This window comes from Sporosarcina saromensis (genome assembly GCF_054901285.1).
Map to the genome: position 1 here is coordinate 2,919,367 of NZ_CM142738.1, position 15,717 is coordinate 2,935,083.

A 15,717-nucleotide genomic window follows, 5' to 3' on the forward strand; every position below is an offset into this window, starting at 1 on the left:
CCCTCTTATGGCAAAACAATCCGTTTTTTTTCTTTTGATTCTTTATACAGCACAAGAATTTTTCCAATCACTTGCGCAACATCAATACCTGCTTCTTCAAGTCTTTCAGCAATTTCACTTTTATCTTCTTCGCAATTTTGCAAAATGCTCACTTTAATCAATTCACGTGCTTCTAACGCTTCCTCAATCTGCTTAATGATTGGTTCAGTTAGACCACCTTTCCCAATTTGAAAGATCGGTTGAAGGTGATGTGCTTCACTTCTAAGGTAACTTTTTTGCTTGCCTGTTAACATTTAATTTCCTCCAAGTTTTTCTGAGATTGTTTGAATCATTGTTGTTGTGTCCGGGTAAATACCCGTCCATAATTCGAATGCCAATGCACCTTGGTGAACAAACATGCCAATGCCATTCACCGTACGCCCGCCACTTATACGTGCTTGATGAAGGAATTCAGTTTCTAATGGATTGTAAATAATATCTGCTACAATCGTATCTTTATGAATACCAGTAGGATTTAACGGCATACCGGACTGTGCATAATTCATCCCAACAGATGTAGTTTGCACGAGTAATGAATATTGACTGACCATCGCTTCCGCTTCTTCAATCGAAAGTACAGTAGCATCGGGGTACTTGCCTTGCAACTGTTGTGCCTTTTCCACAGTACGATTTGTAAATGTCAATGATCTGCATCCCGCTTCATGTAAAGCGAAGGCGATACCACTGGCCGCTCCACCTGCCCCAATCATTAAGATCGATCGATCGATCACTTCTCCTGGATAAACCTCTTCAAGCGATCTGTAAAAACCACGACCATCTGTATTTGTCCCGTACAAAGTCCCATCTTCCATCACGCAAACCGTATTCACAGCATTCATTTGTTTTGCCGCTTCATCCACTTCATCTAAGAACGGAATGATTGCTGTCTTATGAGGCACAGTAACATTCCAGCCACTACAGCCAACTTGTTTTAAACTTGCTACAGTTTTCTCCAAATCCTCCGACTTTACCCGAACCGGAATATAGGATGCATTAATTCCATTCTCCTTGAACCACGCATCGTGCATGGCTGGTGACATGGATTGCGCAATTGGGTCACCAATGACTGCGTACCATTTTTTCATGTTGTGCCCCTCCTTAAATGAGTGAAGGTCGTAGTACAACATTCACGCCACGTGGGGCATGTACTGCCACGACGACACCCGGATGTTGGATGGTGATCCAGCCTAATCCCGATATTACAACGTCCATTTTGGAATTCTTAATGGAAAATTCATGCCTGACGAGTGGAGGCAATTTTTCAACTGATTCACCAGTTGGCGGTGCAAGCATTCCACCACGATGCGAAGCATACAACGCATCGGCATTTTCCAGTTTCGTCCGATGGATCGTCAATTCATTTGAAACATGAATGGTAAACGACGAACGATCACCTGCCATAAAATCAAATCTTGCTAACCCACCAATAAATAACGTTTGTTGTGCGTTTAACTGAAACACTTTCGGCTTCAATTCTTTTTTCGGTGTAATCGCCTTTAAATCTTTAGCGTCTAGATGATGTGCGATTTGATGCTCATTAATAATACCTGGTGTATCATAGATTGCTTTCCCGTCATCCATCGGGATTTCAACAAGGTCAAGCGTTGTACCCGGGAAGTGCGAAGTCGTAATGACTTCTCCCATGCCGGTAGCATTTTTAATAATCCGGTTAATGAACGTCGATTTTCCAACATTTGTACAACCCACGACATATACATCTTTGCCTTTACGGTAATGGTCGATTGCAGCCATCGCCTCTTCCATTCCATGTCCTTTATGGGCAGAAATAAGCAAAACATCAACCGGCTTTAATCCAAGCTTCGCAGCTTCCGCCTTCATCCAATTAATGAGACGATTACGATTGACGGACTTTGGCAGTACATCTGATTTGTTACCGATGAGTAAAATATCTTTTTGGCCGACAAAACGTTGCAACCCATTAATCCAACTTCCATTAAAATCAAAAATATCGACGACTTTAATAACTAAGCCTTGTTTTTCACCAATTCCATTCAGAATCGCTAAAAAATCATCACCTGATAATGAAACAGGTTGTAACTCATTGTAATTTCTTAATCGAAAGCATCTACGACAGATGACTTCCTCTTTCTCCAAGGAAGCGGCAGGTGCATACCCTTCTTTTTTGGGGTCGTCTGTTTGTATTTCAATTCCACACCCAATACATGTAATTGGTTCCAATGTTATTCCTCCCATTCAATCAGTCCCGAACGTTTCAGTTTGGCCATGATTCTTCTTTCAATTTTGCGATTGAATTTCGTGAAAAATCCATCGGAACTAGCTACAGGCACAACAAGTATCGTATGCACACCGAAACGGTTGCCACCTAACACGTCAGTCATGAGCTGATCACCGACCATCACGACTTCTTCCCTTTTCAGTCCCATGAGCGCAAGCGCTTTTTTAAACGATCTACGTAAAGGTTTACGTGCGTCAAAGATGAATGGTGTTCCTAAAGGATCACAAAACGCCTTCACGCGCAATTCATTATTATTCGAGAGAATTGTCACCTTTAAACCAGCCTGCTCCATCATTCGGACCCATTCAATAATTTCAGGTGTAGCTTCAGCACGGTCCCATTCAACAAGCGTATTATCCAAGTCAGTGATGATTCCTTTAATACCTTTTTCCAGTAATGTATCCGGTGAAATTTGAAAGATGCTTTTTACATATTCATCCGGTAAAAAGTTTTTATACAAAATATCCACTCCGTTAGTTCACTTTTTCAAATTAATTATAGCATAACATACGCCTAAAGTAGGTGTTGCAGTTATTCGAACCCTTCATACATAACGTTTCTTCAACATCGAATTAAAACAAGCCATCTACGCATATGCTGTCATAGAACGACACAGGAGGTGGACTGATGAGCGGGTTTGTCATGGCACTCGTCCAACTGTGGGTCGAAATCCCAGCAATGGTAGGATACATTCGGGGGCAGGCATTCCGTAGACCTCTGTCACAAGCAGAAGAAGCGGATTGTTTGAAACGATTGGCAGAAGGTGATGAAAGTGCACGAGATGAGCTCATTGAAAGAAACATGCGCCTCGTTGCTCACGTCGTAAAAAAATTCCATCCAAAACACGAACAACTTGATGATTACATTTCGATCGGTACAATCGGGCTTATGAAAGCGGTCAACAGTTTTACATTGGACAGAAAGACCAAACTGGCAACATATGCAGCCCGTTGCATCGAAAACGAAATACTAATGTACTTGCGCACACAAAAGAAAGTGCAAAAAGATGTCTCGCTATTTGACCCGATTGGTACTGATAAGGATGGCCAATCTTTACAAATCGCAGACTTATTGCAAACTGACGAAGAAGCGCCAATTGAAACGGTGCAACAAAAGGAACAAAAAGAGAGGCTATATCGACATCTTGGCAAATTGGATAGTCGAGAGTTAGAAATTATCCAACGGCGATACGGTTTGTTAGATGACAAACCAATGACCCAAAAAGAGATTGCAGAGCAACTGAACATTTCAAGAAGTTATGTTTCACGCATTGAAAAGCGGGCGATCGTTCGATTATATCAACTGTTTAAACACGAATACAATGAGTGAACGTTTCTTCAGTCATCCGTTGCTCGCAATAAGTCATTGAAAAGGCGTTTCCAACCACAGGGTACGGCCCTGTGAAAGGAAACGCCTCTTGTTACGTTTATAAACTACCTCTGTTTGTAAAAGAAATCAGTCTGCACTAACCTCGCGCATGATGACTACCGCAATCACAGTCGATGCAAAGAATACACCTGCCATTAGATAAAACATCGATGATCCCCTCCTTTAAACGAAATAATACCTGTTTGTATCATATCATAAAGCCCTTACAATTTCGATAGGACATGCATGACAATTTCCGAAGAATGCTTAGCAGCCAACGGAAGGAATTCATCGAAACTGATGGACGCTTCTTGCCCAGCAATATCAGACAGTGCACGGATGACAACAAACGGTGTTCCGAATTGGTGACAAACTTGAGCCACTGCAGCAGCTTCCATTTCAGCAGCAATCATCGTCGGGAATTGTTTTTTCACAAGTTGTACGCGAGAGGGGTCGCTCATAAACACATCTCCAGATGCAATAAGACCTGTAGCGTGTCGATGTTCACCAATCTCTTCAACCGCTTCCTTTGCAAGTGCAATCAACTTGTCATCCGAACGGAATGCATTTGGCATACCTGGCACTTGTCCAATTTCATAACCAAAAGCTGTGACATCCACATCATGGTGCCGCACTTCATCGGAAATCACAACTGCTCCGACTTCCAGATCCTCTTTAAATCCTCCTGCTGAACCTGTGTTCAAGATAGCCTCAGGAGCGTAGTTTTGAATAAGTAATGTCGTTGCAACCGCTGCATTCACTTTCCCAATACCGCTTTTCACAAGAATTACCTCGTGACTGCCGACACTTCCTTCAATGAATTCACAGCCAGCAATCGTAGTTGTTGTAGCCGCATCAATTTTCCCTCTTAATAATTCCACTTCTTGTTCCATTGCACCAATTATTGCGATTTTCATGTTGTTTACCCTCCGTGTCAGCGGACAATTTCCACTTAATTAATAGTCAAAATCTAAAGTTGTTAGTTTGTCCATCTTTACAGGCTTCCACCCTGCTCCATAGATCCATTCCAAATAGACACGGTACTTTTGTTGCTTGTCTTTCGTTGAAACAATTCCAATCGATTTTTGAAGGCTTCCACCGTTTTTGATTTTCCAATAAATTAACTCATTTTCCGGAATGCCAGTCGCATACGCAATGGCCTTCTTTTTCTCATTCCAGTCAACTGAATTACCATCGTATTTGGAAGTATGCGCACCAGATTGCTCGGTCCCAATTGGTTCCCATGCAGTATTGACAACCGTTTCTTCAATAATTGCATCGTCGTTAGGTACGATCGTTACAGAACCAGCTTCCGTATCCTGCTCTTCTTCTGTACTTCCAGCCGAGTCCTCTTCATCCTCTAGTGCCGAGTCCTCTGACGTTCCATCTGTTTCATCGTCCTCGTCCTGTCTGGATGTCTCATCGTCTGCTTCAGCACCTTCGTCCGTACTTGAATCATTCGTTTGCTTGTCAGTAGTAACTTCTTCAGATGCATGATCGTCTTTTTTCCCTTTATCTTTACCACCTGTAATAAGAGTAGCTCCAACGATGAGTATGAGTACGACCACGATGCCAATCATTATGTTGAGGAAACGATTACTTTTGTTGTGACGTTTTTTTCGGTTAATCCGAGAAAAATCTTCATGTTCATTCATTTTCTATTCCCCCTGTTCATCCTTGCATCTAATGAAGAATGGCCACCATATAGACGGCGGCCACTTTCAATTACTTGATTTCGACAATTACAACCGACATTTCTCCGCCTGGTGTGATGATTTTCACTTCGTCACCTTTGCTTCGGCCTAGTAACCCTTTTGCGATTGGTGAATCGTTAGAAATTAAGCCTTCAATTGGGTTTGCTTCAGCTGATCCGACGATTGTATACGTCTCTTCATCCCCATCTGGGAGTTCCTTAAATGTAACCGTTTTCCCTAGTTGCACTTCATCGTTGTTCAATTCATCTTCTGTAATGATAACAGCATTACGGATCATCGATTCAAGAGAAGAGATTTTCCCTTCAACAAACGCCTGATCTTCTTTCGCAGAATCATACTCTGAGTTCTCAGAAAGGTCACCGTAACTACGTGCGATTTTGATACGCTCTACTACTTCTTTACGTTTAACCGTTTTTAGAAACTCAAGTTCTTCTTCTAATTTCTTTTTCCCTGAAACTGTCATTGGATATTTTTTTTCTGATACCATCATACAACACTCCTCATATTCCTGTTCATAAAAACACTATGCCGCTCCTTCAAGAGGTATGCGACATAGGATTATTTATATTGAATTCTGACTACATCATATTACAATTTCGTTCCATATTCAAGAATTGTTTTTATTTTCGTGACCATTAAATCGATTGCTACTTCATTTTGGCCGCCTTCCGGGATGATGATGTCCGCATATCTTTTCGTCGGTTCGATGAACTGATTATGCATCGGACGGACGACTGATAAATATTGCTCGATGACTGAATCGATTGTTCTTCCACGGTCTTGAATATCCCTCATAAGGCGTCTAATAATGCGTAAATCTGCATCCGTATCGACGAAAAGCTTAATGTCCATCAACTCACGAAGTCGTTCATCCTCAAGGACAAGGATCCCTTCCAGAATAATGACGTCCTTCGGTTCAATTGGTATGATGTCTTCTGCTCTCGTATGCAGCGCATAATCGTACACCGGCTTTTGAATGGGTTGTCGTTGCAATAACATCTCTACATGTTCAATTAATAAATCAGTGTCAAACGCGAGCGGATGATCATAATTCGTCAGCAATCGCTCTTCGAATTCTAAATGCGATTGATCCTTATAATAATAATCTTGTTCGATGACTACGACCGAATGCTCTTTGAACACATTATAAATTCGATTCGTGACGCTCGTTTTACCAGATCCGGAACCACCGGCAATTCCAATGACAAGCGGTTTACTTGAATTCATTCACTATCCCCCTAGCACATAGAGGCACGCCTCAGTTGCTCTTTTTTACTGCAATAAGTATTCCATCACCGACAGGTAACAATGATGTTTCGTAGGCAGGGTGTTTCATAACCCATGCTGTAAATTCTTTCAAATTTCGGATCATCGTTCGATTACGCTTTGGTACATCCTCATCGGGTAATAGAACGGCACCGTGCATGAACATATTATCACAATAAATAATTCCACCCGGCCGCACAAACTCAGAATACTTTTCAAAGAAACGTTTATACTGCCCCTTCGCTGCATCAATAAATAACGCATCAAATGATTCATCAAAAATTCCTTGCGTTTCCAATTCCAACGCGTCGCCTTTAATAATCCGTATGCGATTGCCGAATTCACTTCTCGCAATAAAATCTAACGCCTTCTCGTACCGTTCCTGGTCGCGTTCGATTGTTACAACGGATGCACCATGCAAAGCAGAAACCATACGGATAGCAGAATATCCTATTGCGCTTCCAATTTCAAGTATTTGCTTCGGCTGTTGTATGCGGAGCAAACCAAGAAATGTATTCATTCCACTAGGATCCATGATTGGAATGTAATATTTTTGTGCGTAATTCTCCATTTCTTTAATAAGAGGGTCTACCGTTTCCGTAAAGCTTGCCAAGTAACTTTCATAATCAGTCACTGCATCGCCACGTCCAATCATTCTAAATATAGTTAATCAATGTATTTCGCTCTGTTCTTCAAGTGCTCATCGTACGTCTTGGCAAAGTGGTTATTCCCCTCAGCGTCTGCTAGAAAATAGAAATAGTCAGTGATGGACGGATCCACAACCGCCTCAATAGATGATTTCCCTGCATTGGCAATTGGACCAGGAGGAAGCCCAGTATTTACATACGTATTATAGGGATCTTGTATTTTCAAGTCCTCAAATAGAACTCGATCCTTATGCTCGCCTAACGCATAAAGAACAGTCGGATCTGTCTGAAGTGGCATATTTTCTTTCATCCGATTGTAAAACACACTTGCAATTGTTTCACGATCCGTTTTCGCAGTCGCTTCCCGCTCAAGCAAACTGGCAAATGTCAGCAACCAATGAACGGTTTTCTCATTCTCTTGCAAATAAGCAAAATACGGTGTCAGGTTGGCTGAAGTTGCATCGAGCATCGTTGTGACAACTGTCTCAACAGATGGTTTCTCTTCGTAGAATGGATAAGTCGCTGGATACAAATAGCCCTCCAATGGATATTTCACGTTTTCCGCTAAAATTTCATCGGATAAGATATTTGGATACTTATTCATCAAGTCTGCGATAATATTCTTATCATTGACGTAATCAAGAAAAGCTTGTTCTTTAACACCAGTACGTTTTTCGACAACCTTTGCGATCTGATCCAGTGTTAACCCCTCAGGCACAGTCATTGTAAATACCGGCGTCCGGTACACTTTACCCGTTTTCAAACTTTCAATTAACTCATCTAACGTCATTGCTTTTGTTAAGCCATAAGATCCGGCTTGGAATTGGGATTCGTTATTAAATTTTGCATAGTACTTGAAAATCTTTGCATCTTTAATAATCCCCTTTTTTTCAAGAGTTTGTGCAATTGAAGTGAGACCTGATCCTATCGGTATTTCAACTTCAATGACTTCTTCAGAATTGGGATCTACTGGTTGCAAGGCTTCTGTTATGTATTTATACATGGCGCGGCCACTTAGAAGCCCAACAATCAGTAGTACGATTGCTACAACAAATACAATCCGTCTAACGATTTTCACTTCTTTTTTTTGCTCCAGCATCTTTTCAAACATCTGATCTTTTTTCGTCCCTTTATCCACTTTGCTTCACCTCATTTCAAACAATCTTGCTGTCTAGTAGAAAGAAATCGTTTACTTTTTTGCACCGAAAAAAAACGGAATGGCTTGCACCATTCCGTACGTGCACATTATCAATTACTCTTCGTCTTCATCTTCCTCAGCTAGGAAGGTATTCAACATTTCTTCGATCATATCCCATTCTTCATCCGTTTCAATCGGTAACAATTCACCGTCTTCATTGTCTTCAGAAGGAATAAATGCAGATGCATGGATTTCAACTTCTTCATCGTCGTTCTCATCTTCACCTAAAATATGATAGAGAACATATGACTTCCCGAAATCTTCCGATTCAAATGTGAAAATCACTTCACAAACGTGCTCTTCGCCGTGCTCATCTACTACTGTCATTGTTTCTTGTCCATGTTCCATTTCATTCACCTCATCTATTTTTTGAGTCAAGATACCCTTGTAGTATCATGACAGCCGCCATCTTATCGATGACTGACTTGCGTTTTTTCCTGCTGACATCCGCTTCAATTAACATCCGTTCCGCTGCCATCGTCGTCAGACGCTCGTCCCAAAGAATGACAGGCAAATTAAACGTCTCTTTTAACAGCTCCGCAAATTTTTCAGATGCTTCTCCTCTAGGTCCAACGGTATTGTTCATGTTTTTCGGAAAACCTACTACGAAACATGTAACAACGTGTTCTTTAACGAGTTGTTGAATTCTTTCGATGCCAAATTGGCCGGCACTCTCATCGATTTTTATCGTTTCGATACCTTGGGCTGTCCACCCGAGCGCATCGCTAATTGCAATGCCGACCGTTTTTGAACCTACATCCAATCCCATTGTTCTCAATTCGATTTACCTCTGTTTTCACGAATGTAAAACTTGACCAATTCCTCAAGAATTTCGTCTCTTTCCAGCTTCCTGATTAGATTCCGAGCTTCGTAGTGACGAGGAATGTAAGCCGGGTCGCCGGAAAGAAGATAACCGACGATTTGGTTAATGGGATTATAACCTTTGTCTTCCAGCGCAGTATGCACATGAAGCATGACCTGTTTCACTTCTTGTTCCATCGATTCTTCAGGAAAGTTGAATTTCATCGTCTTGTCGTATGAATTCATAGTCGACACCCCGCTTTCCAATCGTCCGTTTACAAATCGGATACCTTTCCCAATTTCTCTATACCCGACATCCATTTCCGCTTAAACGGATTTGACATAATCATACACGGATTGAAGTGCTTCATCAAGTTTGGAAGCATCTTTTGCTCCAGCCATTGCCATATCGGGACGACCGCCGCCCTTTCCATCACAAATCGTTGCTACATGATTGACGATTTTTCCAGCATGGAAGTTCCCATTTTTCAAGTCTTCTGTTACACCTGCTGCTAACAAAACTTTGTCGTTTGCAGCGGCACCGAGTACAATAATTCCTTTTGCAACTTTCTGTTTCAGCTCATCAATCATTTGGCGCAACGCTTGATTATCTTTGACGTCCACTTTCGCAGAGATGACCGTTACATCGTCCACTTGTTGCGCAGAAGAAAGAATGTCCGTCAACTGGCTATTTCCTAATTTAGCAGAAAGGGATTCATTTTCACGTTGGATCTCTTTCATCTCTGCCAATGTGGAAGAAAGTTTGTTGACGATTTCTTTCGGGTTTGATTTTAACAGAGCTGCCGCTTCTCCTAGGTACGCTTCCTCTTCTTTAAAGGATTTGTAGGCATTTTTACCTGTCAACGCTTCAATTCTTCTCGTCCCAGCGCCAATTCCACTTTCTGATTCAATCTTGAAAAGTCCAATGGAAGAAGTTGCAGGTACGTGACAACCTCCACAAAGCTCCAAAGAGAAGTCTCCCACAGTGACCACACGGACGACATCGCCATACTTTTCACCGAACAATGCCATTGCACCCATTTGCTTTGCCTCTTCAATTGGCTTTTGAGCAATCCCAACAGGTATATCATCCCATATCTTTTCGTTAACAATTGCTTCAATTCTTTCCAACTCTTCCTTCGTCACTTGTCCGAAGTGAGAAAAGTCAAAACGGAGTCGATCTGGACCTACGTATGAACCTGCTTGGTTGACATGGTCCCCAAGTACGATTTTCAATGCTTTATGGAGCAAATGTGTTGCTGTGTGATTTTTAATAATTTGTTGACGTGAAACAGCATCCACTTCAGCCAAGACGTTTGCATCCACGCTCACTTCTCCTGAACGAACAATGGCATTATGCAAATGCTGACCGTTTGGTGCTTTTTTAACATCTTTCACATCGACGATGAACGCTTCTCCCGAAATCGTACCGGTATCTGCAATCTGTCCACCACTTTCAGCATAAAACGGGGTACGATCCAGCATGAATTGGATTTCATCACCTTCAGAAGCATGTGCAACCATTTCACCATTATGCAACAATGCGATGATTTGTGCTTCAGTCGTCAATTGATCATACCCAACAAACTCACTAGCAGCATGAATATTGCCTAGTACTTCTGATTGGACATGCATCGAATCGACGTCAACCCGAGCCGCTCTCGCACGCTTTCGTTGACTGTCCATTTCTTCATCAAAACCTGCTCGATCGACCGTCACGCCTGCTTCTTCAGCAAACTCTTCTGTCAGTTCAAACGGAAAACCGTACGTATCATAAAGTCTAAACGCATCTGCGCCTGAAACGATTGCTTGACCTGATGACTTTGCTTTGTCAATAATGCCGTTTAAAATCGTTAATCCTTCGTTTAGCGTCTCATGGAAGCGTTCTTCCTCATTCTTAATGACTTTCATGATGAACGCTTCTTTCTCGGTCACTTGTGGATAGAAATCTTCCATGATCGCACCGACAACTGGTACTAACTCAAACATGAAAGGCTTGTGAATACCAATCTGTTTTGCAAAACGCATCGCTCGACGTAATAGTCGTCGAAGGACATATCCACGCCCTTCGTTGGATGGTAGCGCTCCATCTCCAATTGCAAATGCTACTGTACGGATATGGTCTGCGATGACTTTAAAAGCAGTGTCTTTGTTTGCATCTTGTCCATAAGTTTCACCTGATACCTTTTCCACTGCATGGATAATCGGCATGAACAGATCTGTGTCGAAATTGGTTGGCACGTTTTGAATAACAGAAGCCATTCGCTCCAATCCCATTCCTGTATCAATGTTCTTCTTAGGGAGCGGCGTGTACGTATGATCTGGGTTATGGTTAAATTCAGAGAAGACTAAGTTCCAGATTTCCAAATACCGTTCGTTCTCCCCGCCTGGATATAATTCAGGATCTGAAAAATCATCTCCATATGCCGGACCACGGTCGTAGAATATTTCTGAGTTTGGACCACTTGGGCCTTCCCCAATATCCCAGAAATTCCCTTCCAATCGTATGATTCGTTGTTCAGGAATACCGATTTCATCTCGCCAAATAGCGTAGGCTTCTTCGTCTTCCGGATGGACTGTTACCGATAACAGTTCAGGATTAAAGCCGATCCATTTTTCGTTTGTGAGAAAATCCCATGCACGATGTATCGCTTCTTTCTTGAAATAATCACCAATCGAAAAGTTTCCTAACATCTCGAAAAACGTATGGTGACGAGCAGTTTTCCCTACATTTTCAATATCATTCGTTCGGATGGATTTTTGTGCATTGACAATTCGAGGGTTCGTCGGCACAACACGTCCATCAAAATACTTTTTAAGCGTTGCCACACCGCTGTTAATCCAAAGGAGTGAAGGGTCATCAATCGGCACAAGTGGAGCTGATGGTTCTACATCGTGACCAAATTCTTTAAAGTAATCAAGGAACATTTTACGAATTTCTGCTGCAGTCAATTGTTTCATGTGTAAGCCTCCTGTTCTATATGCACGAATTCGGTAGAGCGTCATGCCGTTTGGCAATAAAAAAATCCCCGCCCCTGTACAAGGGACGAAGACTTTTCGTGGTACCACCCTAATTTACCGGTTAGACCGGTATCTCAAGAAGCCATAACGCGGCTAACGGCAAGGATTAGTTGCACTCAGGAGTAGCTTTCCGACAATTACCATGAGAATCCTTTCAGCCTGTGGGATTCCTTTCTATTACATGGTTCATTGCGTACTGTCTCCGTCAACGAATTCGTATGTTACTTGTGATTATAGGAAAAACCTAACGGGTTGTCAATCCATCACTTCCATAAAATCATATGGACTGGCTCCTTGCATACCAATCATCGGATCAATTCCAAAGATCGTTTCTTTGGTCAGTCTAAAGTCTTCTGTTTCTTCATCGGCCAAAGAAGGATTGTCCGATTGCTTCTTCACTTCATCTGCTGACTGCATCGGTGGTTCAACTTCTTGCGACTGGGCAGCCACTTCTTTTCGAAGACGTTCTTTCAACGTTGTCTGCCTTTCCAGTTCATCCGTACGCTGTATACCAATTGAAAACTCTTCAGGTTCACCACACAGGATGAGGAAATCTTTTGCTCTTGTAATCCCTGTATATAAGAGATTTCTTCGCAACATCTTACGATAACCACGTACGACAGGCATGACGACTATTGGAAACTCACTGCCTTGCGATTTATGGATGGAACAACAATACGCCAAAGTAATTTGATTCAGGTCATTTCGCTCGTATTCAACTTCGATTCCGTCATAAGAGACGATGAGCATTTCTTTTTTGTCTACGGTTTCGTTCGCCTTAATTATTGATATGACTTCTCCCATATCTCCATTGAAAACATTACTTTCGGGTTGGTTGACAAGTTGCAGTACCTTATCACCGATTCGGTACACGACGTCGCCGAAAGTGACTTCCTTACGGTCCGGACCGGGGGGGTTCACCATCTTCTGGATCATTTTATTTAAGCCATCAATGCCTGCTGGTCCTTTATACATCGGGGCCAATACTTGAATATTTTTAATTGGATGCCCTTTGGAGACCGCATTTTTGACTATTTGTTCAACAGCTTCGAGAATCTGATCGCCCGTTGCGCGTATAAATGAACGATCACCTGTCTTTTTCACTATATCCGTTGTCAATGATCCATTTTTAATCATATGTGCGAGCTCGATAATCGTTGACCCTTCACTTTGACGATAAATTTCCTTCAACTCCACGACGGGAATCTTTTTCGAATCGAGCATGTCTCTTAGCACTTGGCCAGGACCTACAGGAGGCAACTGATCTTGATCCCCACAAAGAGAATTTGGATTTCAGTCGGCAACGCCTTTAACAACTGATGCGCAAGCCATGTGTCGACCATCGACATCTCATCAATAATAATGAGTCTTCCCTCGACTTCTTTTCCAATGGCATCTTCTTTCTCTTGCCCAGTGAATCCTAGAAGGCGATGGATAGTCATGGCTGGAAGGTCTGTTGACTCTGACATCCTTTTCGCCGCACGACCAGTCGGCGCTGCCAAAACAATTGGAAATGTCTCTTCTTTTTGCGCGTACACTTTTGGATCGAGTGACAGTCCATGCAATTCGGCATAAACTTCAACCAAACCTCTAATAACTGTCGTTTTGCCCGTACCTGGTCCGCCTGTCAGGATCATCGCAGGAGAATGGAGCGCCTTCTCAATCGCATCAACTTGTGTAGGCGCGTAGCTCACTTCAAGTCGTTCCTCCGCCTCCCCTATCGCTTTACGAATTTCAGATACCGGGAATTTATCCGAATGGTCATTTTCCATAATCCGATCCAACTTGGAGACAATACCAATTTCTGAATAATAAAGAGTAGGGATATAGAGTCGTCTTCCTTCCCCGCACAACTTTCCTTCCTCAACCAGTTCGATTACTGCTTGAGAAATGTTGTCAAAAGGAACTTCTGCACGTTGACTACTTTCCAAAAGCCGTTTCACTTCTGGCAAGACATTCTCTGCTTCCAAGTAAACATGACCTACTGATTGAACGGCTAAATTCATTGTATGTAATATAGCCGCCTTGACTCGTGAAGGATGATTGCCGGTAATGCCCAATTGCCTTCCTAATTCATCTGCACGTTGAAAACCGATTCCTTCAATATCCTCAATAAGTCGATAAGGATTCTCTCTCAGAAGTTCTAATACTTCTTCACGATATGTTTGGTAGATTCGCATGGAAAGTTGTGGACCAAATCCCCATTCGTTCAGTTGGACCATGCTCCGTTCCAAACCGAGATTTTCTTGTAACACCGTGACGAGCGTCTCTTTTTTATCAGCCGCTAATTTAGGGATTTGATCAAGAACATCGGGATTTTCAAGGATGCGTTTAATCGCATCTTTTCCTAATTGCTTTACAATCGTATCAGCAGTCTTCCTCCCGATACCCGGAAACAAGTCGCCCGAAAGATAATGGACAATTCCAGTTTCCGTTTCAGGCATTTCTTTTGTAAACGTGAACACATCAAACTGTTTACCATAAGTGGCGTGATTGACGAGTCGCCCTGTAAACCGGTAATCATCTTCGTTTGACAATGGAGGAAAACTGCCTTTGATGACAATTTCCTTATCTTCATAACCGCTGTTCGTCTTTGTGATTTTCATTTTCACAATAGAAAAAAGGCTGTCAGGATTGTGAAAAATCGTGACGACCGGTCTTCCGACGATGAATAGTTGCTCAATATTCCCTTGTCCATTTCCTACCGTCATGGTCATCACCACCTAGCCATCTACTTGTTACGATTGTTCCCCTATTTTGATCATGTCAAAAATATAGCGAGCTTGTGTATGTTCAGGTTCAATGGTAAAAGCCTGTTCCAAATGATGGAGTGCATCGTCTTTGCGATCTGTAGATACCGCATACAATACACCTAGATTGTAATGAGCATCTGCATTATCTGCATCATTATCCAGTATGAATGTAAACTCTTCTTGAGCTTGCTTAAACAATTCCATTTCTGCGAGTAAAATGCCGAATGACAATCTGATCTCCAAATCTGAAGGCGCCAGCTCAGCTGCTCGTTGGAAATAAGGGAGTGTGAGTTTACTGTTGTCGGTATTTCGTAAACATTTCCCGAGCATAAAGTAGGCATCCGCTTCATCTAATCCCGCACGGATTGCTTTTTCATATAATTTAGCCGCCTCTTCAAAGCGCTCATTTGTAAAATAAAGATTTCCAAGTCCATACAACGCAGATCCTGCATGTTCATCGAGCGTAATTGCTTTTTGGAAAAAGCGTTCTGCTCTTTCAATATCACCTGCAGAAGCAAATACATTTCCAAGGTTAATGTATCCGACTGGATTATCTGGTTCTGCTTCTGCCGCTTTCATGAACGCCTCAATCGCCTTTTCGTATTCTCCGTCTTGAAGTGCTTTAATACCTAATTCATTAAATTCCATTTGT

16 protein-coding genes and 1 pseudogene are annotated in these 15,717 nt (G+C 42.2%); 1 reads left to right on the forward strand and 16 read right to left on the reverse strand.

The window, feature by feature from the left end; translation table 11 throughout:
* Nucleotides 1-5 precede the first annotated feature (5 nt).
* The 4 genes from yhbY to ACVHUV_RS15020 are packed head-to-tail and all read right to left on the reverse strand — an operon-like array spanning nucleotide 6 to nucleotide 2,756.
* Nucleotides 6-293, reverse strand: a complete 288-nt coding sequence (yhbY, locus tag ACVHUV_RS15005; protein ID WP_317942210.1) for a ribosome assembly RNA-binding protein YhbY — start codon at nucleotides 291-293, stop codon at nucleotides 6-8.
* Nucleotides 294-1,124, reverse strand: coding sequence for a shikimate dehydrogenase (gene aroE, locus ACVHUV_RS15010; RefSeq protein ID WP_462085144.1), 831 nt, complete (start codon nucleotides 1,122-1,124; stop codon nucleotides 294-296). It abuts the gene before it with no gap.
* A 13-nt stretch (nucleotides 1,125-1,137) separates the two neighbouring features.
* Nucleotides 1,138-2,253, reverse strand: a complete 1,116-nt coding sequence (yqeH, locus tag ACVHUV_RS15015; protein WP_462085145.1) for a ribosome biogenesis GTPase YqeH — start codon at nucleotides 2,251-2,253, stop codon at nucleotides 1,138-1,140.
* Entirely contained in the window at nucleotides 2,241-2,756 is a 516-nt protein-coding gene (locus ACVHUV_RS15020) for a YqeG family HAD IIIA-type phosphatase (protein ID WP_317942213.1), read from the reverse strand. The genes yqeH and ACVHUV_RS15020 overlap by 13 nt, the downstream gene beginning before the upstream one ends.
* Before the next feature lie 167 nt (nucleotides 2,757-2,923).
* Here ACVHUV_RS15020 and sigK point away from each other — a divergent pair, with 167 nt between their 5' ends.
* Complete coding sequence (sigK, locus tag ACVHUV_RS15025; RefSeq protein ID WP_317942214.1) at nucleotides 2,924-3,625, forward strand: RNA polymerase sporulation sigma factor SigK; 702 nt, start codon at nucleotides 2,924-2,926, stop codon at nucleotides 3,623-3,625.
* Between the two features lie 263 nt (nucleotides 3,626-3,888).
* On the opposite strand, the gene mtnN is transcribed toward sigK, so the two are convergent.
* The 12 genes and pseudogenes from mtnN to ACVHUV_RS15085 all read right to left on the reverse strand — a co-directional run bounded on the left by mtnN (nucleotide 3,889) and on the right by ACVHUV_RS15085 (nucleotide 15,713).
* Complete coding sequence (gene mtnN / locus ACVHUV_RS15030; RefSeq protein WP_317942215.1) at nucleotides 3,889-4,581, reverse strand: 5'-methylthioadenosine/S-adenosylhomocysteine nucleosidase; 693 nt, start codon at nucleotides 4,579-4,581, stop codon at nucleotides 3,889-3,891.
* A gap of 39 nt (nucleotides 4,582-4,620) precedes the next feature.
* Entirely contained in the window at nucleotides 4,621-5,319 is a 699-nt protein-coding gene (locus ACVHUV_RS15035) for a YrrS family protein (protein ID WP_462085146.1), read from the reverse strand.
* 70 nt (nucleotides 5,320-5,389) lie between these two features.
* Nucleotides 5,390-5,866 carry a transcription elongation factor GreA gene (gene greA / locus ACVHUV_RS15040; protein WP_317942217.1) on the reverse strand — a complete coding sequence of 159 codons (477 nt, stop codon included), beginning with the start codon at nucleotides 5,864-5,866 and terminating at the stop codon, nucleotides 5,390-5,392.
* Nucleotides 5,867-5,967: 101 nt separating this feature from the next.
* A complete protein-coding gene (gene udk / locus ACVHUV_RS15045) occupies nucleotides 5,968-6,606 on the reverse strand; it encodes a uridine kinase (protein ID WP_317942218.1) in 639 nt (212 codons plus the stop codon).
* Between the two features lie 31 nt (nucleotides 6,607-6,637).
* Nucleotides 6,638-7,279, reverse strand: a complete 642-nt coding sequence (locus ACVHUV_RS15050) for an O-methyltransferase (protein ID WP_462085147.1) — start codon at nucleotides 7,277-7,279, stop codon at nucleotides 6,638-6,640.
* 32 nt (nucleotides 7,280-7,311) lie between these two features.
* Nucleotides 7,312-8,430: an endolytic transglycosylase MltG gene (mltG, locus tag ACVHUV_RS15055; RefSeq protein ID WP_317942220.1), complete on the reverse strand. Its 1,119-nt coding sequence runs from the start codon at nucleotides 8,428-8,430 to the stop codon at nucleotides 7,312-7,314.
* Between the two features lie 114 nt (nucleotides 8,431-8,544).
* Nucleotides 8,545-8,838, reverse strand: coding sequence for a DUF1292 domain-containing protein (locus ACVHUV_RS15060; RefSeq protein ID WP_317942221.1), 294 nt, complete (start codon nucleotides 8,836-8,838; stop codon nucleotides 8,545-8,547).
* A 10-nt stretch (nucleotides 8,839-8,848) separates the two neighbouring features.
* On the reverse strand, nucleotides 8,849-9,268 hold the full coding sequence (gene ruvX / locus ACVHUV_RS15065) for a Holliday junction resolvase RuvX (RefSeq protein WP_462085148.1): 420 nt from the start codon (nucleotides 9,266-9,268) through the stop codon (nucleotides 8,849-8,851).
* Entirely contained in the window at nucleotides 9,265-9,537 is a 273-nt protein-coding gene (locus ACVHUV_RS15070; protein ID WP_317942329.1) for an IreB family regulatory phosphoprotein, read from the reverse strand. The genes ruvX and ACVHUV_RS15070 overlap by 4 nt, the downstream gene beginning before the upstream one ends.
* 81 nt (nucleotides 9,538-9,618) lie before the next feature.
* Nucleotides 9,619-12,252 (reverse strand): alanine--tRNA ligase, encoded by a 2,634-nt coding sequence (gene alaS / locus ACVHUV_RS15075; RefSeq protein ID WP_462085149.1) that lies wholly within the window; start codon nucleotides 12,250-12,252, stop codon nucleotides 9,619-9,621.
* Between the two features lie 315 nt (nucleotides 12,253-12,567).
* A pseudogene (recD2, locus tag ACVHUV_RS15080) lies at nucleotides 12,568-15,029 on the reverse strand (SF1B family DNA helicase RecD2).
* A gap of 21 nt (nucleotides 15,030-15,050) precedes the next feature.
* Nucleotides 15,051-15,713 carry a tetratricopeptide repeat protein gene (locus ACVHUV_RS15085; protein WP_462085150.1) on the reverse strand — a complete coding sequence of 221 codons (663 nt, stop codon included), beginning with the start codon at nucleotides 15,711-15,713 and terminating at the stop codon, nucleotides 15,051-15,053.
* Between the last annotated feature and the right edge of the window lie 4 nt (nucleotides 15,714-15,717).

What these genes read in the sequence shown, in the direction of transcription:
- ACVHUV_RS15070 (WP_317942329.1), bottom strand. Translation starts at nt 9,537, where the DNA reads ATGAATTCATACGACAAGACGATGAAATTCAACTTTCCTGAAGAATCG.
- udk (WP_317942218.1), bottom strand. Translation starts at nt 6,606, where the DNA reads ATGAATTCAAGTAAACCGCTTGTCATTGGAATTGCCGGTGGTTCCGGA.
- ACVHUV_RS15085 (WP_462085150.1), bottom strand. Translation starts at nt 15,713, where the DNA reads ATGGAATTTAATGAATTAGGTATTAAAGCACTTCAAGACGGAGAATAC.
- sigK (WP_317942214.1), top strand. Translation starts at nt 2,924, where the DNA reads ATGAGCGGGTTTGTCATGGCACTCGTCCAACTGTGGGTCGAAATCCCA.
- ACVHUV_RS15035 (WP_462085146.1), bottom strand. Translation starts at nt 5,319, where the DNA reads ATGAATGAACATGAAGATTTTTCTCGGATTAACCGAAAAAAACGTCAC.
- mtnN (WP_317942215.1), bottom strand. Translation starts at nt 4,581, where the DNA reads ATGAAAATCGCAATAATTGGTGCAATGGAACAAGAAGTGGAATTATTA.
- ACVHUV_RS15060 (WP_317942221.1), bottom strand. Translation starts at nt 8,838, where the DNA reads ATGGAACATGGACAAGAAACAATGACAGTAGTAGATGAGCACGGCGAA.
- aroE (WP_462085144.1), bottom strand. Translation starts at nt 1,124, where the DNA reads ATGAAAAAATGGTACGCAGTCATTGGTGACCCAATTGCGCAATCCATG.
- alaS (WP_462085149.1), bottom strand. Translation starts at nt 12,252, where the DNA reads ATGAAACAATTGACTGCAGCAGAAATTCGTAAAATGTTCCTTGATTAC.
- greA (WP_317942217.1), bottom strand. Translation starts at nt 5,866, where the DNA reads ATGGTATCAGAAAAAAAATATCCAATGACAGTTTCAGGGAAAAAGAAA.
- yhbY (WP_317942210.1), bottom strand. Translation starts at nt 293, where the DNA reads ATGTTAACAGGCAAGCAAAAAAGTTACCTTAGAAGTGAAGCACATCAC.
- yqeH (WP_462085145.1), bottom strand. Translation starts at nt 2,253, where the DNA reads ATGGGAGGAATAACATTGGAACCAATTACATGTATTGGGTGTGGAATT.